20 protein-coding genes are annotated in these 20,807 nt (G+C 62.1%); 10 read left to right on the top strand and 10 right to left on the bottom strand.

Features of this window, described 5'->3' with window-relative positions:
• Positions 1 to 546 precede the first annotated feature (546 nt).
• The 5 genes from H2LOC_RS08585 (at position 547) to H2LOC_RS08565 (ending at position 5,760) form a co-directional block, all read left to right on the top strand.
• Positions 547 to 2,517 (top strand): phosphatase domain-containing protein, encoded by a 1,971-nt coding sequence (locus tag H2LOC_RS08585; protein WP_136496025.1) that lies wholly within the window; start codon positions 547 to 549, stop codon positions 2,515 to 2,517.
• A 71-nt stretch (positions 2,518 to 2,588) separates the two neighbouring features.
• Entirely contained in the window at positions 2,589 to 2,996 is a 408-nt protein-coding gene (locus tag H2LOC_RS08580) for a hypothetical protein (protein ID WP_136496024.1), read from the top strand.
• Between the two features lie 576 nt (positions 2,997 to 3,572).
• Positions 3,573 to 4,574, top strand: a complete 1,002-nt coding sequence (locus tag H2LOC_RS08575) for a TadE/TadG family type IV pilus assembly protein (protein ID WP_162009731.1) — start codon at positions 3,573 to 3,575, stop codon at positions 4,572 to 4,574.
• Positions 4,575 to 4,754: 180 nt separating this feature from the next.
• Complete coding sequence (locus tag H2LOC_RS08570; RefSeq protein ID WP_425487328.1) at positions 4,755 to 4,943, top strand: hypothetical protein; 189 nt, start codon at positions 4,755 to 4,757, stop codon at positions 4,941 to 4,943.
• A 244-nt stretch (positions 4,944 to 5,187) separates the two neighbouring features.
• The gene (locus H2LOC_RS08565) at positions 5,188 to 5,760 is read left to right on the top strand and encodes a hypothetical protein (protein ID WP_136496022.1); all 573 of its coding nucleotides are present in this window, start codon (positions 5,188 to 5,190) and stop codon (positions 5,758 to 5,760) included.
• A gap of 81 nt (positions 5,761 to 5,841) precedes the next feature.
• Here the strand turns inward: H2LOC_RS08565 and H2LOC_RS08560 are convergent, their stop codons facing one another.
• Both H2LOC_RS08560 and H2LOC_RS08555 read right to left on the bottom strand, forming a co-directional pair.
• The gene (locus H2LOC_RS08560; protein WP_162009730.1) at positions 5,842 to 7,605 is read right to left on the bottom strand and encodes a SulP family inorganic anion transporter; all 1,764 of its coding nucleotides are present in this window, start codon (positions 7,603 to 7,605) and stop codon (positions 5,842 to 5,844) included.
• Positions 7,606 to 7,717: 112 nt separating this feature from the next.
• Positions 7,718 to 8,419, bottom strand: coding sequence for an SOS response-associated peptidase (locus H2LOC_RS08555; protein ID WP_136496020.1), 702 nt, complete (start codon positions 8,417 to 8,419; stop codon positions 7,718 to 7,720).
• A gap of 505 nt (positions 8,420 to 8,924) precedes the next feature.
• Between H2LOC_RS08555 and H2LOC_RS08550 the strand changes: the two genes are divergently transcribed.
• Together H2LOC_RS08550 and H2LOC_RS08545 are read left to right on the top strand one after the other, a co-directional pair.
• Positions 8,925 to 9,116 carry a hypothetical protein gene (locus H2LOC_RS08550; RefSeq protein WP_136496019.1) on the top strand — a complete coding sequence of 64 codons (192 nt, stop codon included), beginning with the start codon at positions 8,925 to 8,927 and terminating at the stop codon, positions 9,114 to 9,116.
• A gap of 140 nt (positions 9,117 to 9,256) precedes the next feature.
• Positions 9,257 to 9,478 carry a hypothetical protein gene (locus tag H2LOC_RS08545; protein ID WP_136496018.1) on the top strand — a complete coding sequence of 74 codons (222 nt, stop codon included), beginning with the start codon at positions 9,257 to 9,259 and terminating at the stop codon, positions 9,476 to 9,478.
• A 535-nt stretch (positions 9,479 to 10,013) separates the two neighbouring features.
• Here H2LOC_RS08545 and H2LOC_RS08540 read toward each other — a convergent pair.
• The 3 genes from H2LOC_RS08540 to H2LOC_RS08530 all read right to left on the bottom strand — a co-directional run bounded on the left by H2LOC_RS08540 (position 10,014) and on the right by H2LOC_RS08530 (position 12,142).
• Positions 10,014 to 10,223: a hypothetical protein gene (locus tag H2LOC_RS08540; protein WP_136496016.1), complete on the bottom strand. Its 210-nt coding sequence runs from the start codon at positions 10,221 to 10,223 to the stop codon at positions 10,014 to 10,016.
• 339 nt (positions 10,224 to 10,562) lie between these two features.
• A complete protein-coding gene (locus tag H2LOC_RS08535; RefSeq protein WP_136496015.1) occupies positions 10,563 to 11,630 on the bottom strand; it encodes an ATP-grasp domain-containing protein in 1,068 nt (355 codons plus the stop codon).
• A gap of 347 nt (positions 11,631 to 11,977) precedes the next feature.
• A complete protein-coding gene (locus tag H2LOC_RS08530; protein ID WP_136496014.1) occupies positions 11,978 to 12,142 on the bottom strand; it encodes a Flp family type IVb pilin in 165 nt (54 codons plus the stop codon).
• A 228-nt stretch (positions 12,143 to 12,370) separates the two neighbouring features.
• Here H2LOC_RS08530 and mtnA point away from each other — a divergent pair, with 228 nt between their 5' ends.
• Positions 12,371 to 13,477 (top strand): S-methyl-5-thioribose-1-phosphate isomerase, encoded by a 1,107-nt coding sequence (mtnA, locus tag H2LOC_RS08525; protein ID WP_136496013.1) that lies wholly within the window; start codon positions 12,371 to 12,373, stop codon positions 13,475 to 13,477.
• 44 nt (positions 13,478 to 13,521) lie between these two features.
• Here mtnA and H2LOC_RS08520 read toward each other — a convergent pair whose 3' ends face one another.
• The 3 genes from H2LOC_RS08520 to H2LOC_RS08510 form a co-directional block, all read right to left on the bottom strand.
• On the bottom strand, positions 13,522 to 15,318 hold the full coding sequence (locus tag H2LOC_RS08520; RefSeq protein WP_136496012.1) for a hypothetical protein: 1,797 nt from the start codon (positions 15,316 to 15,318) through the stop codon (positions 13,522 to 13,524).
• A 73-nt stretch (positions 15,319 to 15,391) separates the two neighbouring features.
• Positions 15,392 to 16,048: a class II aldolase/adducin family protein gene (locus H2LOC_RS08515; protein ID WP_136496011.1), complete on the bottom strand. Its 657-nt coding sequence runs from the start codon at positions 16,046 to 16,048 to the stop codon at positions 15,392 to 15,394.
• 3 nt (positions 16,049 to 16,051) lie between these two features.
• Positions 16,052 to 16,540: a DUF2165 family protein gene (locus tag H2LOC_RS08510; protein ID WP_136496010.1), complete on the bottom strand. Its 489-nt coding sequence runs from the start codon at positions 16,538 to 16,540 to the stop codon at positions 16,052 to 16,054.
• Positions 16,541 to 16,744: 204 nt separating this feature from the next.
• Between H2LOC_RS08510 and H2LOC_RS08505 the strand changes: the two genes are divergently transcribed.
• A complete protein-coding gene (locus H2LOC_RS08505; protein WP_136496009.1) occupies positions 16,745 to 17,503 on the top strand; it encodes a L,D-transpeptidase in 759 nt (252 codons plus the stop codon).
• Positions 17,504 to 17,578: 75 nt separating this feature from the next.
• Here H2LOC_RS08505 and H2LOC_RS08500 read toward each other — a convergent pair whose 3' ends face one another.
• Both H2LOC_RS08500 and H2LOC_RS08495 read right to left on the bottom strand, forming a co-directional pair.
• Positions 17,579 to 18,706, bottom strand: a complete 1,128-nt coding sequence (locus H2LOC_RS08500; protein WP_136496008.1) for a GNAT family N-acetyltransferase — start codon at positions 18,704 to 18,706, stop codon at positions 17,579 to 17,581.
• On the bottom strand, positions 18,690 to 19,631 hold the full coding sequence (locus H2LOC_RS08495; protein ID WP_162009729.1) for a JmjC domain-containing protein: 942 nt from the start codon (positions 19,629 to 19,631) through the stop codon (positions 18,690 to 18,692). Before H2LOC_RS08495 ends, H2LOC_RS08500 begins: the two co-directional genes overlap by 17 nt.
• Before the next feature lie 318 nt (positions 19,632 to 19,949).
• Between H2LOC_RS08495 and H2LOC_RS08490 the strand changes: the two genes are divergently transcribed.
• Entirely contained in the window at positions 19,950 to 20,675 is a 726-nt protein-coding gene (locus H2LOC_RS08490) for a glutathione S-transferase N-terminal domain-containing protein (protein WP_136496006.1), read from the top strand.
• The last annotated feature ends 132 nt before the right edge of the window (positions 20,676 to 20,807 follow it).

Here is a 20,807-nt window from a genome sequence, read left to right as displayed (position 1 = left end):
CGCGTCGATAGGTTGCCTTTCGGCCGCTCACTGGGCTAGTACACGAGGCGAAAGCCGGCGCCTTCGGCCCCGCCGTTGAGCGCTCGCGAGACGGCTGGACCACGTTTCGGCAGAGAACAGCGTAGCCATATCAACCCTCGTGTTCGCTTGTGACTGGGCTGCTTCGATGCGTTTCGATTCAGCCAGTCCGCCGCCAATGCGTCGATCAAACAATTACATAGAACTGCCGCTATGCAACCGCGTAATAAATTCGTAGTTATCAATTTGTGGCGATCTTGGCGGTAAATGTATTGCTGTGTTTGGAGTTTATACACGATGTTTTAAAAGTTGTTCGGTCCCTTGAGAGTGTATCGGTGGTGGCGACATGTAGTCGCATGCCGCCTATGCGTTGAAATAAGCTAAAAGCGGGTGATTCCAAAAAATAACCAAGACGCGATTCTTATCACGCTAACCCGTTGGGCGGCCGGGCAATTAATCGAGTGTCAACGGTTCGCGACTTAAATGGCTTTCGCATTCAAGCACTAAAGCTAAGGCGGGTGGGCGTCCATGACGCAGCAAAATTTGGCCGGTCCTGTTTTTCCCCCATCCGAGGGCGATGCGCCGGCTCCAGTCGACATTCCCGCCCGTTTCATGGTGCCGTCGGGCGACGAATTTACGTGCAAGATTTCCGCTATGTCGACGCGGGAAGTGCATTTTTCCTGCGCCGAAAAGCCCCAGGCAGGCGAAAAACTGGTCGTTTACGCCAAAGGGCTCGGGCGATTCGTCGCCTTTGTGGAGCGAGAGGAAGGCGATTCGATCATCGCCCGGCTCGAATTATCGGATGCGAAAAGCGTCCGCATCGCCCAGAGGCTGGCCTGGCATGTCGACCAAAGAGCGACCGGCAAAAGCGATCGGCGCAAGAACGCGCGCGTTGTCCCTATACGTCAACTGGCGCTGGTGAAACTTGCGACGGGCGTCGAACACTTCGCAAGAATAAACAATGTTTCTCCAGAGGGCGTCGAACTGGCCCTCAATGTTGAACTCGAGGTCGGCTCCGAGGTCGCGATCGACTCGCGGCCGGCGACGGTCAAGCGCGTATTCGACGGCGGCGCATATGCGGAGTTCCTGGGAAGCGAGACGCTCACATGCCGCGGCTATGGCGTCGCCTTCGGAGCCAAAGTGGTTCTCGCCGACATCACGCTCACAATACCTGCGCGCGGAGTCACGGTCCTCATGGGACCCGCCGGCACCGGCAAATCCACTCTGCTGCGTTCCGCTGCAGGGCTTTTCGCGAGGAACGAAATCTTCTCTTCCTGGGGCGAAGCCTTGTATCTCGGCGAGTATATCTCGGCCGGCAATGCGCCGGCCCTGGTCAAACAGCGCATCGAGATGACGCAGCGGCCGGCGCTGGAAAGCCTGCTATTTCACGTCTCCGATCCCAATCTGACCGCAGACTCCCAGCGGGAGAAAATTCTCGAATGGCTCGAGCACTTCCAGGCCGGCGACGTGGTCGAGCATCTGGATCAGCCGTTCGTGGATCTCGAGCCGCTTCTTCAGCGCAAGGTCGCTATTCTGAGCGAAGCCGCCGCGAGGCCGGCATTGCTCATGATCGACGAGCCGACGAGCGGACTCGCCGATGAAGAGGCCGCGGATCTGCTCCAACTCCTCAAAGCCATCTCGCGCCAGATGGCGATTCTGGTGGTTTTGCACAATCAGAAAGAAGCGCGCAGCGTTGCGCAGGGCATTATCCTGCTTGCGGGAGGCCGCATCCAGGAATATTCCCCGACCGAGCAGTTTTTCGCGTCCACAAACCCCATCGTCCAGCGATTCGTGACCACGGGAAGCTGCGCCGTTCCTGCGCCCGACGCAACGCCAGAGACCCTCGCCGAAGACGCGCCTCCGCCGCCGCCCCTGCCGGAGCCGGCGATGCGCTCGCTGGATCTGCACAAGGCCCTAATCGCCGAAACCGCCGCGGTCGACCAGCCTGTGCCGGCCGCGGAGCAAGTGGAGACGCCGAGGCATACGGCGTGGTTGAACCTGCTTCCGAAAAAGCCGCCTACGTCGGCGCGCGGGCCGTTGGGGTTTCATTGGGTCGTCGAGGGGCGCCTCGCCGGCGCGCCGCGGCCCGGGGCGGTCCATGACGTCGCCTACGAACTCGATCTCATCAAAGACGCCGGCGTAACCACGCTGATTACGCTCACGGAGACGAACCTGCCGCAGGGCCCACTGCTTCTGCGAGGCCTCGACAACGTGCATTTGCCTATCCCCGACGGAAAGGCTCCGACTATCGAAAGCACTCTGATTCTTCTGAATCGGATGCGAAAGCTGATGGAATCCGGCCGCGTGCTCCTGGTGCATTGCCTGCAGGGAGTTGGGCGTACCGGTACGATTCTGGCCTCTTGCCTCATCGAGGGCGGCGGCATGTCAGCAAGCGAAGCGATTTCACATCTTCGAAGCCTCAACCCGGAGTATGTGAAGACGAAGGAGCAGGAAGAATTCCTTGCAACCTTCGAAGAAGCCGTGAGAACGCGAAGCTAAGCGCCGCAACCTTCCCACGCCCCTCTATCCCGCCAACCTTCAACCCCCCCAACCCCAGAAAGGATAATAAAATGGCCGGTTCGCTTGACGATGCAATCTCGAAGGCTATCACCAACATTCCGGAATGCGTCGCCGCCGGTTTCGTCGATATCGGCTCCGGGCTCCTGCTCGGCGTGAGAACCGTCGATTCCCATCCCGCCGCGGTCCTCGACCTCGTCGCGGCGGCGACGGCCGATCTGTTCCAGGGCCCGAATGTGACGGCGATCGAAGCGCTGTTCAAGAAGGCGCGCGGCGTCGAAACCAGCCGCCACTATTTCCAGGAAATCATTGTCAACAGCGACAATCTGATCCACGTCTTCATGCGTGGCCGGAAATACAATGACTATGTCGCGGTGTTCATCTGCCGCAACACCGTCAACTTCGGTCTGATGGTCGCCAAGGCGAGGCTCGCCCTGCCTGCGATCGAGGAAGGGATGTAAGTCCCAAGGGCATGCTTGCGCCGGCGGCGACGGCAGACGTCGTGGCCGCCGGTCGAGCGCCAATGCGCATTGAACTACATTTTTTTGGATCATTTCGCTCGTCGGTCCGCTTTTAGTTTCAACGGGACGCACCAAATTCATCCCCCCGACCTGCTTGCGGCGATGCGCCTCCGTTGAAGTCTGGCGGCTTCCAAAAATATTTCGCGGCCCGCAGTCGAACGACTCTCGCTTCCCCCACGCTCGCGCGCGATCGGTTCAAACGTGGTCCCATGCGCTTCCATACTTCACTGGACCAGCACGCTGTTTTCAAGGATCGCTTAGCATTCCGGAGAATATTAATTAACCGGTTTTCGTCGGCCTGATTTCCAAATCATACAGGATTGCGCATTTTCGGTGAATTTTTCCCGCGCAAAACCTCGCCGGTTTTGTATCGGACTCAAGTTTTCTTAATCGGGAGGCGTTCACTTTTGCGTTGGTTTTTACGAATTGGGGCGAACCGAGATGCGCATTTTTCGCTGTGACGACGTAACGAAGACAGGAAGGGCCGGCGGCGCCCTGAGGAACGAAAGCGGCGCCGTGATCATCATGTTTGCCTTGGCGCTTCTGCCGGTCCTTCTGACCATTGGCGGCGCTGTCGATTATATGCGCGTGGGGCGCGCAAAATCGCAGCTGCAGCAGGCTTTGGACGCGGCGACTTTGGCGGCTGCGACCGGCAATACCGGCGCGAGCGCTCTTATGAGAACCAACGATACGGCCGGTTCTCTGCTCTCCAATGTTTCGGTTTCCTGGACGAACAATTCCGACGGCTCCGTCACGGGCACGGCGACCGCACTGGTTCCGACGAGTTTCATGAAGCTCGCGCAAATAAATTCGATTTCCGTGGGCGCCACGGCGACGGCTTCGATCGGCTCGCCCCAAACTGCTTCGAATGTCAGCTTTTCGCTGACCGCCGCCTATGGTTGGTATTGGAAGCAGGTCGATATCTACATCCACAACGTCGGAACCACCGGCGACACCAAACTGGCGTCCTATATTTACCAGCCGGTCAATCAGAGCGCGCTCTCCGGGCGAGGGACGGGCTCCACCACCGCGCAATTCCTGTCGGGCGGCGCAATGGTCGCGGGTGCGATCAACAGCGCCGTCACGATGGGGTCGGCCTATGATAAGGCCTATCTTACGATGACGGTCTATTCCGATGGCTGCGGTCCGGGCATGGTCAATTCGTCTTCGAATTCGATCGTTTCCTGCGTCTCCTCCGGAACGAAGATCAACGGAACGACATACACTAAAACTGCGACGCCGGTGATCTACAGCACGGCGGACGCGACGCAGTCGCGCAATCTGTTCGTCAACGGGGTCAACATGTATTCGCCCAAGGCTGCGCCGAAGATCATGCAGATCCTGCCGTGTGCGATCAGCGGAACCGCTACGACGACCAACACTCACGCCTGGGAGGACACCCCCTATTCGGGTTCCATCAACACGGGTTCATGGGCCACGCAGGACATATTTTTCACCGTCCAGACGGGATGCGCCGCCAATGCGAACTACACGGGCGCGCCGAAGCTGATCAGATGACGGGCTGAGGTCGCGCTGTCCCCAGGCGGGTCCAGGGTGATTTCCGGGCGTAGCGCTCCAATTTAGGGGGTGACGCCCCTCCGTGCGATTTGAGCGGAGCGCGATCGACCTGTTTGGACGGGGATGTTCCTTTCGAGAAACCGCTTCCAGGGGACATGCTCCACAAAGCCGGGAGAGACCATGAAGATGGAACAGGCCTCAATCCCCGAATACGCCCGCCAGCTCTACGAAGCGCATGGCGACAAGGCGATAGCCGAGGCGGCCCAGAAAGCCGCAACGCTGGAGAAAGAAGGACGCCGCGAGGAAGCGCAGACATGGCGTCGCATTGAAGAGGCGCTGAAGGAGATGAGGGGGCCCCCTCATTCCTGAATTGACTGGGGACCGCAACTGGGGGCCTGATCCACGTTGAAAGCCGCGTCGTCGCATGCGACGGCGCGGAGCCGGTTCTGTCGCTCCCACCATCGACCCGCCCGGCGAGCGGCGGTCTGGCGCGTTCACCCGGTTATCCGAGTTTGAATGCAAATAATCCGGCGGTGGCGCGAAATGGCAATACAGCGCCGATGAGTGTCGCTATCTCTCGCCTTTCTTCAGAATGGTCGGGAGTTCGACAACGATGACGAAGGAAAGCTCTCTGTCGGGTTTTGGTTTTTCGGCTGCAAGCTTGTGCAAACGGCTTCTGGCGTCTTTTTGCGTATTTATCGTGTTGACGATCGGCTTGGACAATTCCACCGGGTTCTCGAGCAGCGCCGAAGCTCGTCCCGGCAGGCCCGCTCACTATCCGGCGCGCGGCGGTTTCGGCCATCCCGGACATGGCGGCGGCGGTTTTGGCGGTCCCGGACATGGCGTTCGTGGCCCTGCTCACTATCCGGCTCACGGCGGTTTTCGCCATCCCGGCCATGGTGTTCGAGGCCCTGGTCATTATCCGGCGCATGGCCATATCGGCAGGCGCCCTGTCGTGGCGGCGCCGAGGCGCGCCGTCGTGGTCGCTCCGGTTCGCCCGATCCCGGCGGTTCGTCCCTGGTACTGGGGCAACGTCGTCGCCGGCGTGACGATCGGCGCGATCATCGCTGTCGCCGTCGTGGGAAGCGCGCCCAAAGCGCCTTCGCCGGAGCTGTGCTGGTATTGGACCAGCGCAAGCAAAACCAGAGGATATTGGAGCTACTGTTCGGCTCCCCCCGCGATGTGAACTTGCGCTGTCCCAACGCGCGCGAAGACCGATGGCGGCGGCGCGATCGGTCCTTTGATCGAGACGAATATAGCGGTTCCCTCACTCCCGATTCGGCGCCAAGAGCTGGATCTGCTCCGCCTGGCCCGCCGGAATTCCGGCGGAACGGGTCGGCGGCTGCGGAGCGGCGACCGAGGGCTCCTCGTCCATGCTGAATTCGATGATTCGCCTCGAAGGCTGGTTGGCGATCAGCTTGCGCCGCACGTTCCTGGCCGCTCCGGCGACGACGACGCGTCGTCCTTGTTCGTGAGCCTTCTCGGCAAAAGCGAGAAAGGATTCCGCGGCGGAGCCGTCGATGAACGGCACCATGTGGAAGTCGATCACATAGGACGACGGCGGGGGCGAAATGCGCTCGAGCGCGTCGAAAATGGTCGAGGCGACCCCGAAGAAGAGCGGGCCTTCGAAGCGATAGACCAGCGCGCCTTCGCTTCGTCCCGCCGCCGAGGGCGCGCCTTGCGGTCCTTTGGTCCCCTGCGTCAACGGCTGGCTCGCCCGAATCTGCCATTCGACGTATTCCGCCATTCTGTGCATGAACAGCAGGGAGCCGAAGGAAACGCCGACCGCTATGCCTTCGGTCGCGTCGCGGAACACCGTCAGCAGCAGAGTCACGCAAAGAAGCAGCGCTTCTTCCTTGTCGCGCCGGAATATCGACAAAATCGCTTTGCGGTCGATCATGTCCCAGGCGATTACGACAAGGACGGCCGCGAGCGTCGGCAGCGGAATATGCGCTGCGAGCGGCGCCGCGATGGAGACGAACAACAGCAGAAAGAGCGCGCACGATATTCCGGCGAGAGGGGTTTTCGCCCCTGCCCGAATGTTCGTCGCGGTGCGGGTCAGGGCGCCGGCGGAGCTGACGCCGCCAAAAAAGCCGCAAAAGACATTGGCCCAGCCCTGCGCCACCAATTCGGCGTTGGAGTTGTGCCGTTCGCCGGTCATGCCGTCGGCGACGACGGCCGAAAGCAGCGATTCGATGGCGCTCAGCGTCGCAATCGCAATGGCGGTCGGCGTGAGCTCCAGTAGCGTCGCCAGACTGACGCCGGGGGCCGCAGCCTTCAGGGCCGCGTCGGGAATTCCGCCATAGCGCGAGCCGATGGTGCCGACGTCGAGGCCCAGAAGCCAGGCCACGGCGGCGCCCGCCGCAATGGTCGTCAGCATCCCGCCCCACCACGCCTGGCGCTTGCGTTGGTAGACGACGAAGGCGAGAGTGGCGCAGGCGAGCAGCAGGCTCTGAAAATGAACGCCGCCGAGATTCCCCGATATCGCTTCGAGTTTGGGCAGAAAACCGGCGGGCTCGTGAGCGATCTCGAGCCCTAGAAAATCGCGGGCCTGGCTGGCGAGGAGAATGACCGCGACGCCCGCCGTGAAACCCACGGGAACCGAGTGCGGCAGGTATTTTATATAGGAGCCGAACCTCATATAGCCCAGGGCGAGCAATATCAGCCCCGCCATGATCGTCGCGGCGAGCAGCCCCTGGACGCCGTGACTCTCCACGGTTTTCGCCACCAGCGCGACAAAAGCCGTAGCGGGGCCGCCGATCTGATAGCTGCTCCCGCCCAGCAGAGAGGTGATGAATCCGCCGACTATCGCCGCGGACAGGCCCGCGGACGGCGACAGGCCCGAGGCGACTGCGAGCGCCATCGCCAGAGGGAGGCTCACCACTGCGACGCTGAATCCCGCGACGACGTCCGTCTTGAAATCTGCGATCGAGTATCCGCTCCTGAGCGCCTCGATCAGCCGTGGGGCGAAGGCTTCGACGAACCCCTTCTCGTCGCGGCCGTCCGCCTCGGCGTTGCTTGTTTCGGTCATCTTCATTCCTCGCGGTTCCGCAGAGCGGCGCGGGCCGTTCGCCTCGGGCGTTGCGCGTTTTCAAAGGAGAGGCGGCTCGTTTTGCGCGGCCAGTTTCGCATGGAGAAGAAAATCAGGAAACGGCCTTGTCCATGCTTGCGAACAGAGTCTGGGCCGGCTCGATCAGCGTCGAATCGCCATCGTTCGCTCCGGCGGCGTTGACGCCCTTTGATACAATCCATTCCTGCAAAGCGATTTTTCCCTGCGCTTCCTGAAGCAGCGAGGCGGGATCGGAACCATGGAGCCACCGTACGGCCTCGGTCCACTCCAGCATGATCGGCATGCGATCGTGATAGGGCTGCATCCATGCGCTGGCCGGACCGACGATGATGGTTGCGGAGAGGATGTTTTCTCCGCTTTCCGGATCGCGCCAGCTTTCCCAAAGCCCGGCGAGAGCCAGAGGCGCGCCGTCCGCGGCGGAGAAATAGTGCGGCGTTTTTTGCCCCGCTTTTCCGGTCCATTCGTAAAAGCCGGTCGCCGGAATGATGCAGCGCCGCGAAGCAAAGGCGGCGCGGAACATCGGTTTTTCGGCTGCCGTTTCGATGCGCGCGTTGAAGTTCGAGGGCAGTTCCCTCAAGGGCTTCCTCCACCAGGAAGGGATCAGGCCCCAGCGCATGGGGATCAATTCCGCTCCCCCGGGCGCCGCGCGAATGACTTCGATCTGCGTAGTGGGCGCAATATTGAAGCGGGGCCGCAAGTTTCGCGGCTGCCCGACGAGATCGGCCAGTTGGCGCAATTGAGCCCAGGAAAGGCTCTGGGTGAAACGTCCGCACATGGGGGCGGAGAATGCTCCCGCAACGAGGCTGAATCAATCGGTGGAGCTTCGCCCTGGGATCTCGGCCGCAGGCGTCCGGGCGGGACTTCGCCTCGCCCGGGAAAAGAGAAGCCCGGCGCGAGGCCGGGCAGTCTTCGAGGTTCTCAAGGAGGAATACACATCAAATAGTTCGCTGGGCCGTCATGCGCAATGTGGCCAAATGACGCCGGTCGTCATTTATTTCGGCGGGGTCCGGTTTCGGCGCCGACGCCGCGGCTTTGTTCAACAAGCCGTTACAAATCGCCATCATCTTTCCTCGGCGTTTCCAGCGGAACGCATAAGCTCGATATAGGCCTCTCGGACGCATTCCACAGGGGCCGACAGGCTTCTCTCGAGGAAAATTCGCTTCTTTCGATGCTTGGGGCGGCGCGAGGCCAAGCGGCGGCGTCGGCGAATGCGGGAGGGGCCTCGAACATGCTTCGAGGAGCCGATGACACAGGGCCGGGGGGAGGAGTCAGCTTCGCGAATGTATAGCTTCGCCGCGGAGTTGCTGGAGAAGAACGAGATGAACGCCGAACGGGCGCTTTCGGAGTTTATCGACCGGGTGCTGCAGCTCGACGCCTCACGCGGAAAATGCCTGATTTCGAAAATCGAAATGAGGGGGCCCGCGCTCTATTACCTGCGCAGGGTGGCGAGGAAGCTGAGAAAGCAGGGCTAGCGCCCGAGCCATGCGTTTCCCGCGCCGATGCGCTTCAGACCGAGGCTGCGAAGGATGCGGCGTCTTGGCATTGTTGCCACGATAAATCAGTGTGCTATCTTGCAGGTGGATGCAACGGGTCAGTGCAACCGGTGAGTCTTATGAACGTTTCGCTCGAACAGGCGATTGAAATCCACGCAAGGGCGCTCTCGCGCCGCCTGAAATCCGATGCTCCGGCCAATGCGCGCGAGCGCGCGGCCCAGCTCAAAGAAAAGGGCGATCACGAAGGCCATCTCGTCTGGCTCAATGTGGCCGAGACTTCGGAGCGGCTCCTTTCCGGCGGCGAAGAGCCGCAGTTCGCCAGCTCCCGACTGGAGCACTGAGGCGCCGGCGGCGCGCCGCCGAATGGCGGATATATTTTGATTCGCCCGGCCTTGGGCTTCCCGCCGCAGACTTCCCTCTCCTGTCTGGCCGCTCGAATTCTGCCGCCGCGCTCGCAAACCATGGCTGCGACCATATCATGAATGGCGGAGCGCTCGGCGTCGCCTCGCCGCATGCTCTATCCTTGAGCCATGGAGATGGAACTATGCGGCGCAGATCGACCCTAGCGGCGGCCCTTAGCCTCGCGCTCGTCTTTCCGGGCGTCTCCTTCGCCCAATCGAGTGGCCAATATTCCGGAGGCAGCGTCGGCTCCGGCTATCTCGGCGGCTCTCGATCCGTCCAGGGAGGCGTCCAGCAGGGCGGATCGGCAAATACCCACAATCGCGCATTCGGAGCCTACGGTCTGTCCCAACAGCGGCGCGAAAAAGCCTACGGCTATCCTATGGGGCGCCCGCGTCGCTGAAGCTCCACGGGGCCGCGTCATCGCGGGTCCTGATGCGTCGTCGTCCCGGGCAGAGCGCAGCACAGGCCTGCGCCCTACTGCATGGATCCCCGGCGCATCGAGCTGTCTATCGCCATTATGAGATGGATAACGGACTGCTTCTCCAACTCCACCTGATCCGAGACGTTTTGCGGCTGGTTTTTTTCGAGATATTGCAGCGTGCTGAGATGGCGGTCGAGCATATCGTGAAGAGCCGCCGCCTCTTCATTGCTAAGCGTAAGTTGGATCTGCACTCCGTCCGTCATGGCTCCCGCTCCCGCCTCTCAACGTCCCGGCCGCGCTCCGCTTTCCCGATAAACTGGCTGCCGTTCGGCCCAGGGCGTCGCGGCGTTGGGCTTGTAGGTAAGATTAATTATCGTCTTTCCAAGAGCAAGCCAGAGGAGCATGGCCGGGGAAGTTCCCGAAAAAACGGGCGAAAGCAGCCTCTGGCCGGGCCGTTGCGGCGCTGGGAAAATGAATCGCATTCATAGGGGGGAAGGCGGGCTGGAGCCTTTTCATGTTTCTCGGAAACACGAATACGCTCCAAGCTTTTGTTTTGACGCGTTTCCAACGCCCAACCGACATCCGCTTCGGCTGGAAACGCCCTAGCGATCCAGCCACAGGTAGTGACGGATGATGCGCTTCTGGTCGACGCTGAATCGTTCGCCCTGCAGCGATCCGCGCAAGGCCGTCTTGAGGACTTCGAGGCCTGTGCGCGGCGCCGCCCCGTCACTCAAAAGCGCAGGCTCGTTCGACGCGCCTCCATGAGCGATTTCGAAAGCCGCACGGATGAAATTCAGGCCCCGCCAGGTCGAGGCGTTCATGGTGGCCCATGTTCCCGGCTTGAATCCCAGCGCCTGAACGCCGCCGTTGACGCGAAAGCGAAAGTCGATCGCGAAAAAGCCGGAGTAGCCGGTTTCTGCGACTATCCGCTTTGCGTAATCGAGAATTCGGTCGTCTCGAACAAAACGGATTCGACGCTGTTCGGGAAATCGAATGGCGTAGCGCAGGATCGCGCCTTTTCCGGCGAGCGCGCTAATGCCGGCGTCCTGCCCCGGCGCATAGGATTGCGCCACGAAGCGGGCGCGTCGTGACGCAATGCCCCCCGCCCAGCGTTTGAATTCGCTAGGAGTATGGATGATCGCAAGGCGCAAAGGCGGGTTGCGGCCTTCGGGCCTGAAAACCACGGGAAGGCCAAGGCGGCGGCCGAGTTCGTCGAAATCGGCCGATTTGAAATCCGGCAGGGCCACCGTCGACGGAGCCGGAATGCTCAAGTCGCGGCACAAAGAAAAAAAATTCAGTTTATCCTGTAAACGTCGGGAGACTTCGGCCGGCGACACAGGCGCGGCGATCCAGCTTCCTTCTCCCAGCGCGCTCACGAAATCCGAACCGCAGTCGTCTACGGGCAGGACGAAGCAGCCGTTTGGCATGCCTCCGAGGCATTCGCGTGCGGATCCGACATTTTCCGGCGTGAGCTCGATGACGAGATGTTTTTTGCAGTTGCGCCTTCTCGCCGTAGGAGCAAGCGGCTGCGGCCCCACAAGGATGAATTCCTTCAGGGATTCCACCGGGAGCGAAGCGATCGCTCCTTCAACGAGTCCCGGATCGTTCCCGACCAACGCGCAGACGGAAGAAACCGGTTCGAAAGCCAGAGGGTTTTCCAACTTGAGCATCGCCAGCGCCTTCCCATACCAGCGACCGCTATCGGACCATGAGGGAGACGCTGCGCGCAAGCTGGTGCGAGTGCGTAGGTTTACAACGCAGACGCGCGGATGATTTCATTGTTCGCGTCCGGCGGGAAGGCGGGCGGCGCAATTATTCCCGGATGTAAGCCTAAAATATAATCGAGAAGAGCCTTTCAAAAGGCGCCAAAAACTTTAGAGGATCCGAGCACAGAACCCAAGCTTGCGCCCGCCGGAACAAGATGAACCGCTTTTGCGGTAGAGGTTTCAGTGAACTCAGAAAAACTTCTCCTTGTCCCGGGCAGGCGGCTAGCGCTGCGCGCAGTGGAGCTCTCCTTTTAATTAAGGTTGTTCGCGATTTTGGTGAATTTGTTCTGCAGATTGGTGCCTACCGCGTTGAACGCGGCGATGGCGACAATGGAGATCAGCGATGCGATCAGGCCGTATTCGATAGCGGTGGCGCCGGTTTCGTCCTTGGCGAACTGGGAAACAAGGTTTTTCATGATTTTATCCGGTGTGGCGTTGCAATTGTTTGTACTTCTGCAACTTTGACGTTGCAGGATAAGGATTACGCGAAAGTTATTAAGAGGAAGTTGAACCGCTAGCGCAAACTCCGGCGGGCCGCGGCGAGCCTGTTCGGCCCCGTGCGCCTCTCGAGAAGCGGCTCGTGAAAATTTGAGGTATACGGCCTGCGCCGGGTTTGCGGCGGATGATTTTTAAAGGCCGGGTTCATGCGCATCGAAGGACGCGATTACAAGACTATCTGGCTCGACGCCGATGGACGGCGCGTCCATGTCGTCGACCAGACTTTGCTGCCTCACCGGTTTGCGACGCGCACGCTCGCTTCTGCAGGCGAAGCGGCGCGGGCCATCGCGGACATGATCGTGCGCGGAGCGCCGCTCATCGGCGCTACGGGCGCCTATGGTCTCGCGCTTGCGGCCCGGGAGAACGTCGGCGATTCATATATAGAAGCCGCTCGCGCGGAGCTTCTGGCGACGCGTCCCACCGCGGTCAATCTGCGCTGGGCGCTCGATCGGGTGAGTTCTCTGCTTCTTGCCGCGCCATTGAGCGAACGCTCCGCGCTCGCCTACGCCGAAGCAGCGAGGATCGCCGAGGAGGACGAGGCTTGCTGCGAGGCTATCGGAGTCAACGGCGCAGCGATCATCGCCGGCGTCGCCGCGCGCAAGGCGGGCGACACGGTGAACATTCTCACCCACTGCAACGCCGGCTGGCTTTGCGCCGTCGATTGGGGCACGGCGCTAGCGCCGATCTACAAGGCCGCGCGAGCAGGCGTCGCGCTGCATGTCTATGTCGACGAAACGCGGCCGAGGAACCAGGGCGCGAGTCTGACCGCTTTTGAACTGCTCAATGAAGGCGTCGCGCATACTGTCGTCGCCGACAACGCAGGCGGCCATCTGATGCAGCACGGCATGGTCGATCTCGTCATCGTGGGCAGCGACCGTACGACGCGCGCGGGCGACGTCTGCAACAAAATCGGCACTTATCTCAAGGCGCTCGCCGCGCATGAGAACGGCGTGCCCTTTTACGTCGCGCTTCCCGGTTCGACGGTGGATTGGAGCATCAGGGACGGCGTGAAGGATATACCTATCGAGGAACGCTCGCCGCGCGAGGTTACGCATATTTCGGGGCAAGCGGAAAATGGCGATATCGTCGAGGTGCGCCTGACCCCTAAGGGTTCCCCGGCGCGCAATTTCGGCTTCGATGTCACGCCGTCGCGCTTTGTCACGGCGCTGATCACCGAGCGAGGGGTCTGCGAGGCGAGCGAGAGCGGGCTCGGCGCGCTCTATCCTGAAAAGCTGGGCGCTTTCCGGGAATAGCAGCGCGGCGACCGCGTTGCGTTTAAGCCGCGGCGGAAAGGTTTTCAGGGCTGGGCGGGACCGGAAAATTTGGCGTATCCGATCCTCGTTCCCCAATTGCCGTCGGCGGCCGCATACATCCCCGAAAAAGCGACGCCGGGCGCCACCGGAGCATGGCCGGCTCCGGGAACATAGGCGACGCCCGCCGGTGCGACTGCGTTGTAGCGGCCCCAATATCCCTGCAGATAGGCGGCCTGTCCGGGCGCCAGAAAGGCCCCCGTATCGGCGAAGCTGCCGATGTCCTGCGTCGGCCGCTGCGAGATATAGGCGAGGCCGGGATAGGTCTTGTCGTCGCTGTAAGTATAGACCGTCGTCACATTGCCTTCGAGATCGGGTTGCGACGCCGGATAATAGGCGGCGGTCGCTCCGCCGAAATTGAGAAGCGTCTCGTTCAGCAGCGAGGCTCCGGTGATCCGGGGGCACAAATTGACATATGCGCCGGTGCAATTTGCGCCGTCGTTGCTGTTGAGGATGGGTTGCACGCGAAAAAGCATCGACATGACGCCGCCGGCGCCGTTGGCGGAGGAAAGCGCGGCGTAGATCGAACCCGCGAAATAGCTCGCCTCCCCGGAAATGCGCAGGTCGCCGGCGTCGATGGAGTTGGGGGCGCCCGGCTGTCCCGCCGGCGGAGGCTGCGCGTAGTCGTCCGAGGTGCTGACGGCGACGCTGGACAGTTCCGGGTTTGGCCCGCCGGACACCCAGCCGAACGGATTGGAGATAGCCCAGAGCGTCAGGCCGTTGCAGGCAGCGAGGCAGAAGAAATTATGCGATCCGATCAGAAACTCGGCGCGGGGATTTTCATGCTGGCTCCAGACGTTCAAGGGCTGGGTGCTGTCGGTGGGGTTCCCGCCGTCGAGCATGCCGCTGAATACGTAGAATTTGAAATCCTGGCCGTTGTACATCGCCGCTTTGGGCAGAATCAGCCATTCCTCCCCGAGGTAAGGGTAGGCGCCGAAGTTGGAGAACAGGTTTGACGCCAGATAGATCGCGCCCGGGTAGGGTGTTCCCGAGCTTATGGGATAGGCCGCCGCCCGGTCTTGTCCGAGGCGAGGGAAATCCGCAACCGCGCCGGTCTGGCTCTGCACGGGTATCCGGTATGTGTACCAGGCGCCGGTCGGGTCGTCTGCGGCGCTGACCGCGATGTCGTAATTGTTCACATTGGCGTAATCGCTGTCCACGGCGACGACGATGAAGCGATGATTATAAAAATCGTAAAGGGCGCGCGGGTCGAACACGAAGGAGCCTGCAGGCAGGCCAAAAAAATCCGATAGAGACTTGGGGCCGAGCAGCCGTTGCCCGCCGGGACTCCAGACCGAGAGGCAGGCGTTGACGGCCTGCACCACCGGGCTGGGGCCATCCCCCACGGCGAGAGCCTGATCCGCCGGAATCAGATTGCTGCAGGCTGCGTTTTCCGAGTCCCCGTCGAAGCTGACGGCCGCAGCCGGCGTGTCCGGCCGCACGTTTCGAGCGCCGGGGAAGGACGACTGCGGCGCGGACGTCAGCGTGACCGGCGCCGGATGGGCGCTCGGGCGCGCAGCCTCGGCCTTTATCCAGGCCAAATAGCTTTGAGGCAAAGCCGTGCGCGGACGCAGCGTCTTCTTGAAGCCGGCGAGACTGGCTGCGGCGGCGTTGGGCAGTTCCTTCAGCGTTACTTGCCTTGCGGCGGGAGCGGCTCCCGAGGCTCCATGCGCATAATGGGCGCCGGCCGCCGTCTCGAACGTGGCCGCCTGAGCGGGGAAGGGGCCGGTTCCGTAGTTCGACGCCAGAAATGCGGCGATCACGCCTGAAAAGATCCTGCGCATTTTTCCCTCTGAAACACGGGTGCGGCGCCGGCCGCCGCTTACCGTGCTTCTAATACATCCGGCTGCGTTTACGCTATGCTCCTTTGTCTTTGGGGCCGTAGCTTTTGAAACGCTCGACCGTGCGCATGATCTCCTCGTCCGGCAGGATCACGGGCGCTCCGGCGAGCGAGGCGAGGTAGTAGACCTGGGCGAGTTGCTCGAGTTCGCCCGCGCGCCAAAGCGCCTTTTCGAGTTCCCCCGCCGTGACGATGGCGCCGTGATTGCCGAGCAGAACCCCGTGCTGCTGGCCCAACCCCGCCACGGCGAGCGCGGAAAGCTCCGCGGTGCCATAGGGGGCGTAATCGGTGCAGCGGACGGTCGGCCCGCCGAAGGCCGCGATCATGTAATGTGCGGCGGGAATTTCGCGTCGCAGGATCGCGAGAGTGGTGGCGTAGGGCGAGTGCATATGGACGACGGCGCCGACGTCCGGGCGGGCAATATAAATGTCCCTGTGAAAGCGCCATTCGCTGGACGGAGGCAGGGGACCCTCAAAGGCGCCGTCGGGACCCTGGAGCGCCATGCGCGCAATGTCCTGCGGCGCAAGCCTGCCGCTGGGGACGCCGCTCGGCGTGATCCGCATGGCGTCGCCGTCGCGCAGAGAGACATTGCCGGCCGAGCCCCGATTGAGGCCGAGCCGTTCCAACTCCTGCGCCGCCGCGACGACGGCTTCACTCTTGCCGAGTGCGCTCATGGCTCAGTCCGAATCCGGTTGCGACACGAACAGCAGGATGAGGCCGACGCCGCCGACGAACCTGAAGGCGGCTTCCTGCATGTTCCATCCTTGGGAACGCCACATCTGGAACCATTCGCCGCCGATCGTCATGAAGCCGAAGAAATAGATCGCGATCCCCGCCGTCAGCCCGCCGATGGCGAGATCCTTGTCGGCGTTGAAGGCGGAGGCGCTGTCGCCTCTGGCCCGGAGCAGTTTCAGCGCGCCGGCGAGACATAGCGCTCCTGCGCCGAGTTCGGCCGCCATGATGAAATCATAGGCGACATGGTGGAGCAGCCCGCTATGGATGGCCCGCCATTGAAAGGCCGAATCGGGCGGCTCCGTATCCATGGACAGAATATGCTGCACGGCCGCGAAATTGGTCCCGTAATCGAAGATATTGTCGAGGCCGACGAGCAGCAGCAACGCGCCGACGCAGGCGACGAGAAAGATTTTCGCATAACGCGGAATCATTTGGCCCCTCCAGCGAATGAACGGGCGAGGCTACACCCGGAGCCCATTGCGCGAAAGTTGAGGGCGTTCTCGGCCCGGCGCTCGCTCGGGCGAGGCGCCGCTGGAATCCTTGGGATAGTTAAAACTTTACTGAAATCGTGAGCCTCAATGCGGTTTTTCCGTGGTATCGTCGCATTGCTCTCCCCCACTCGAGATGGTTCCCAAATGGTTTTTCTTACCCGTCGCCGCCTGATCGCCGGAGCCTCCATTTCCGCCGCCGCCGGCCTCGCCGGTTGCGCCTCTGTCAAGCCGGCTCCCGCCATCAACGCCCTCGCTCTGGCGCCGGCGGCGGCGCCTCCCGCCGCCCCTCCCGTCGTCGCCGAGGCGGGTGACTTCAAGACCACATATGGCGAGGTGAAAGACGGGCAGTTCACCGTTCCCGCGGTGAAGACCGGGCAGGTCAACCCCGCCTTTGTGCGCAAGAGCGTGACCTATGTGACGAGGGAAGCGCCGGGCACGATCGTGATCGATCCCGCCAACCACTACCTCTATCATGTGGAGGAGGGCGGCAAGGCGACCCGTTACGGCGTGGGCGTCGGACGCGAGGGCTTCGTCTGGTCCGGCGAGGCGACCATCAAGAGCAAGCAGGAGTGGCCGGACTGGTATCCGCCCAAGGAAATGATCGAGCGCAGGCCCGACCTCAAGAGAACGGTCGTCGAGCTGCAGAGCGGGGTCGGGATGCACGGCGGCCCGTCGAACCCGCTCGGCGCCCGCGCCATGTATCTCTGGCAAGGCGACAAAGATACTCTGTTCCGCATCCATGGCACGAACGAGCCCTCGTCGATCGGCCACAGCGAGTCCTCCGGCTGCATCCGCATGATCAACCAGGATGTGATGGACCTCTATCAGAAGACGCCGGTCGGCGCGCGCGTCGTGGTGCTCGGTTCCCGCGGCGCCCAGCCTCTGGTGGCCTCTCGCTCATAACCCGAGCGGCTCCGTTCGGGTCGGGAGAACTGCTACCCCGTGATCGGCGCGGTTCTCGCCGCGCTGGTCCGTCCTCTACCTGGAGAGGGCGCCATTCCTGACGACGCGCAGCGGAACGACCGCATTAACCTTCGCGAGCAGGCGCTTTGCTGCGGGCCTGAGCCATTTCAACACAAATCCGGCGGCTTCCCCCGCAGGGTTGCGGGCGTTGAAATGAGCGAACAACGCTATCTGGCCGCTGGCGAAGGCGAGCTTGTAGGGATCGGCAGGCGCCAGGAAGTCGTATGAGGCGTATCCTTCGCGCGTGAAATATTCGATCAACCGCTCACTCAGCGCGTGGCCCGGCGCGCCCTGGGCGAAGCGAGGGTCGTAAGCGCCGATCAGCGAGCGATAAGCATCGCGCGACACGAAGCCGATGTCGATCGCGCCGGGCTCTCCGCCGATCTCGAGCGCGTGAATGCGCGAGGCGTCGATCTGCGAAAACCTCTCCAGAAAAGCGGCGGTCGCCGGATGTGAGAGTCCCGCGCTGATAAAGCCCTTGGCGCGCAGCCAATCGCGCTTCAAGATCAACGCATGGCGCGTGATTTCAAGGCGCTCCCGGGGCGCGCGCGCTTCTTCGAGGCGCAATTCTCCAAGGGCCGCAAGCATCCGCGCGCGCCTCGCCGCGCTTTTGCCCGGCCTCTTTTTCTCCGCTTCGCGCAGATCGACAAAAGGCGCGGCAAGCGTTTCGCCATAGGGCGTAGCTTTCAGCCCCGCATTCGCCAGCACGCCGTCCGCGCGCATGCGGGTAAGCGCGAAAAGGTCGACGTCGCGCCAGCGCGACATTTCCTCGAGCGCGCTTCCGAGCCACCGGTCGCGGTCGGCTCCCGGCGACGCCAGCGCGTCTCCATACTGGGTCATCGGCTCGCCGAGCCAGCGTGCGACGCGCACGCCGAAGAATTTTTCGATCTGCAGCGGCCACAGCATTACGAGTCTTCCGCTTTCGCGCAGGCACAAGACGCGGAAGGCGCGGCGGTCGCCGTAGGACGCCGCGGCCTCCATCCAGGCGTTGCACCAATCGTAATTCTGAAAGCCGGAAGCTTCCGGAGTTTCTGTCTCGAGTCGTCTCCAATCGTCGGCCAGCGCCGTTATCGCCGCGGGCGTCGCCGCGACCTCGATGCAAATTTGGGGGCGGGACGAGGACAGGCTATTTGGAGAGGGCATAAGGCGGAACGTCCGTGAAGCCGCGCTCGGCTTCGGGTGCGACGCGAAAATCCACCGTGAGCGGAGTCCCGCGGTCGGCGAAGCGGCGGATGAATTTGTGGCCGCTCGCGAGCGCCGCCTTGGCCAGGAATACGGGTCCCCGGGTCTCGCGTGAGAGATCGCGGCCGCCGCACCATGGACGCAGCAGGCCGTTGGCGTAATCCGCGACGTAACCGGCCGCGAGTTCTCGCGTCCAGTGCTCGGTCGTGAACGAGACGTTGACGCAATCCTCGTTGACCACGCGATGGGGGGAATTGCGCGGCCATGTCGCCATGTCGCCGGGCTCCATCAGATAGCTTTCGGCGTGCGGCTCGAACGATGCGTCGAAGGGCAGGTCGGTGTCGCTCGCGCGTCGCAGCACGATGTTCTCGATGGCGCGGCGCGGCAGGAAGGGCGCGCGGGCGGGATAGATCCAGACCCGCTTGCGGCCGCGAACCTGCCACAGGCTCTGACCCGGCACATCGGCGTGATAGGCGACGTTCATGCGAGGCGAGGAGACGAGCACGCTCATCGAGCGCTTGAAGCTCTTGAAGCCCGGCGCGTTGCGCTCGATCTCCTCGAAGGCGGCGTCGAGCAGGACTCGGTAGGCGTCGTCCGTCTCCTGCGTCCGCTGCAGATGCACCCAGAGCGCGCCCCTGGCCACGGCGGCGAGCACCTCGCTGCCGGAAAGCCCCGTCATATCGCCTTCGCGCCACAGATGCGGGTCGTTGGAATCGCACGGCATGGTGTTGACGTGATAGTTTTTTCTCGGGGTGGCTTCGATGAGCCTGATCAGCGCTTCGTCTGAGAAAAGGGGGCTGTCCGCGAGGTTGTGCCGCAATTTGAGCGGGCGTCGGCCGAAATCGGCGGCGGCGTTCTCGGGCCAGGGCGAAAAGACGCTGGTCATGAAAATGGAGGCTCCTTGGCGTCGAAAGGCCGAATGGGAGAATTCCATCACAGGGTTATTTTAGCGTTAAAGCAGCCCCCTGGGCGTCTTGTCCGCATATGAATAAAGAAATTCCCTGTCCTCGCCCGCGTGGCTCGAAGGGTGTCTTTTTTATCGGGGAAGGAATTTCGGTCTCTTCGTGAAAGAATAGTTTTTATTTCTGCCGAGACATTGCAATAGAGACTAAATGTTCCGACGAAAAAATTGCGCAGCTTCAGAACAGGGAGTGCTTTGAAGCCCGTCATGCGCTATTTCTCTCTTTGCAGGCAGGAGGCGCACATGATCTCGCTGTATTACTGGCCGACTCCCAACGGGCACAAGATCACGATTTTTCTGGAGGAAGCGGGCGTTCCCTATCGCATCGCGCCTGTCGACATAGGCAAGGGAGAGCAGTTCAAGCCCGAGTTTCTGGAGATTTCGCCCAATAATCGGATGCCCGCCATTGTCGACGACGAACCTGCCGACAAGGACGGGCCGCTCTCGCTGTTCGAATCGGGCGCCATATTGATTTATCTCGCGGAAAAAACAGGCCAATTCCTCCCAAGCGAGACCCGTGCGCGCTTCCGTGTGTTGCAATGGCTGTTCTGGCAGGTGGGAGGCCTGGGGCCGATGGCGGGACAGAACCATCATTTTGCGCGCTATTCGCCCGAGCGCATTCCTTACGCCATCAACCGTTATGTGAACGAAACCAACCGGCTCTACGGCGTGCTCGACCGCCGTCTGGCCCAGGCGCCCTTCGTCGCGGGCGATTACTCCATCGCCGACATGGCGGTCTATCCCTGGATTGTTCCGCATGAGGCGCAGGGACAGAATCTCGGCGATTTTCCAAATCTCAAGCGCTGGTTCGAAACCATAGCCGCGCGGCCGGCGGTGCAGCGGGCTTACGAGGCCGGCAAGCATCTTCAGCGCGAGCGCACCGGCTTTACCGACGAAGAGCGGCATGTGTTGTTCGGCCAAACCGCCGCTATGGTGGCGGCAAAGCGCAAAGAGGCGCCGCCGGCGTAGACCTCAGCCATGGGGCCAAGGGCGAGTCACACATCTCCAGGGATCGTCTTGGGGCTTGTCCCGGCCGTTCACGCCGGGACATTGAGGTTTCCCGCGAAATTGTGCGTCGCCTGTAGCGAGCGTCTGGTTCCT

The organism is Methylocystis heyeri, from assembly GCF_004802635.2.
Classification (GTDB): Bacteria; Pseudomonadota; Alphaproteobacteria; order Rhizobiales; family Beijerinckiaceae; genus Methylocystis; species Methylocystis heyeri.
This window is presented reverse-complemented; position numbering and strand designations above follow the sequence as displayed.

What these genes read in the sequence shown, in the direction of transcription:
- H2LOC_RS08585 (WP_136496025.1), top strand. Translation starts at nt 547, where the DNA reads ATGACGCAGCAAAATTTGGCCGGTCCTGTTTTTCCCCCATCCGAGGGC.
- H2LOC_RS08580 (WP_136496024.1), top strand. Translation starts at nt 2,589, where the DNA reads ATGGCCGGTTCGCTTGACGATGCAATCTCGAAGGCTATCACCAACATT.
- H2LOC_RS08570 (WP_425487328.1), top strand. Translation starts at nt 4,755, where the DNA reads ATGAAGATGGAACAGGCCTCAATCCCCGAATACGCCCGCCAGCTCTAC.
- H2LOC_RS08565 (WP_136496022.1), top strand. Translation starts at nt 5,188, where the DNA reads ATGACGAAGGAAAGCTCTCTGTCGGGTTTTGGTTTTTCGGCTGCAAGC.
- H2LOC_RS08560 (WP_162009730.1), bottom strand. Translation starts at nt 7,605, where the DNA reads ATGACCGAAACAAGCAACGCCGAGGCGGACGGCCGCGACGAGAAGGGG.
- H2LOC_RS08555 (WP_136496020.1), bottom strand. Translation starts at nt 8,419, where the DNA reads ATGTGCGGACGTTTCACCCAGAGCCTTTCCTGGGCTCAATTGCGCCAA.
- H2LOC_RS08550 (WP_136496019.1), top strand. Translation starts at nt 8,925, where the DNA reads ATGTATAGCTTCGCCGCGGAGTTGCTGGAGAAGAACGAGATGAACGCC.
- H2LOC_RS08545 (WP_136496018.1), top strand. Translation starts at nt 9,257, where the DNA reads ATGAACGTTTCGCTCGAACAGGCGATTGAAATCCACGCAAGGGCGCTC.
- H2LOC_RS08540 (WP_136496016.1), bottom strand. Translation starts at nt 10,223, where the DNA reads ATGACGGACGGAGTGCAGATCCAACTTACGCTTAGCAATGAAGAGGCG.
- H2LOC_RS08535 (WP_136496015.1), bottom strand. Translation starts at nt 11,630, where the DNA reads ATGCTCAAGTTGGAAAACCCTCTGGCTTTCGAACCGGTTTCTTCCGTC.
- H2LOC_RS08530 (WP_136496014.1), bottom strand. Translation starts at nt 12,142, where the DNA reads ATGAAAAACCTTGTTTCCCAGTTCGCCAAGGACGAAACCGGCGCCACC.
- mtnA (WP_136496013.1), top strand. Translation starts at nt 12,371, where the DNA reads ATGCGCATCGAAGGACGCGATTACAAGACTATCTGGCTCGACGCCGAT.
- H2LOC_RS08520 (WP_136496012.1), bottom strand. Translation starts at nt 15,318, where the DNA reads ATGCGCAGGATCTTTTCAGGCGTGATCGCCGCATTTCTGGCGTCGAAC.
- H2LOC_RS08515 (WP_136496011.1), bottom strand. Translation starts at nt 16,048, where the DNA reads ATGAGCGCACTCGGCAAGAGTGAAGCCGTCGTCGCGGCGGCGCAGGAG.
- H2LOC_RS08510 (WP_136496010.1), bottom strand. Translation starts at nt 16,540, where the DNA reads ATGATTCCGCGTTATGCGAAAATCTTTCTCGTCGCCTGCGTCGGCGCG.
- H2LOC_RS08505 (WP_136496009.1), top strand. Translation starts at nt 16,745, where the DNA reads ATGGTTTTTCTTACCCGTCGCCGCCTGATCGCCGGAGCCTCCATTTCC.
- H2LOC_RS08500 (WP_136496008.1), bottom strand. Translation starts at nt 18,706, where the DNA reads ATGCCCTCTCCAAATAGCCTGTCCTCGTCCCGCCCCCAAATTTGCATC.
- H2LOC_RS08495 (WP_162009729.1), bottom strand. Translation starts at nt 19,631, where the DNA reads ATGACCAGCGTCTTTTCGCCCTGGCCCGAGAACGCCGCCGCCGATTTC.
- H2LOC_RS08490 (WP_136496006.1), top strand. Translation starts at nt 19,950, where the DNA reads ATGATCTCGCTGTATTACTGGCCGACTCCCAACGGGCACAAGATCACG.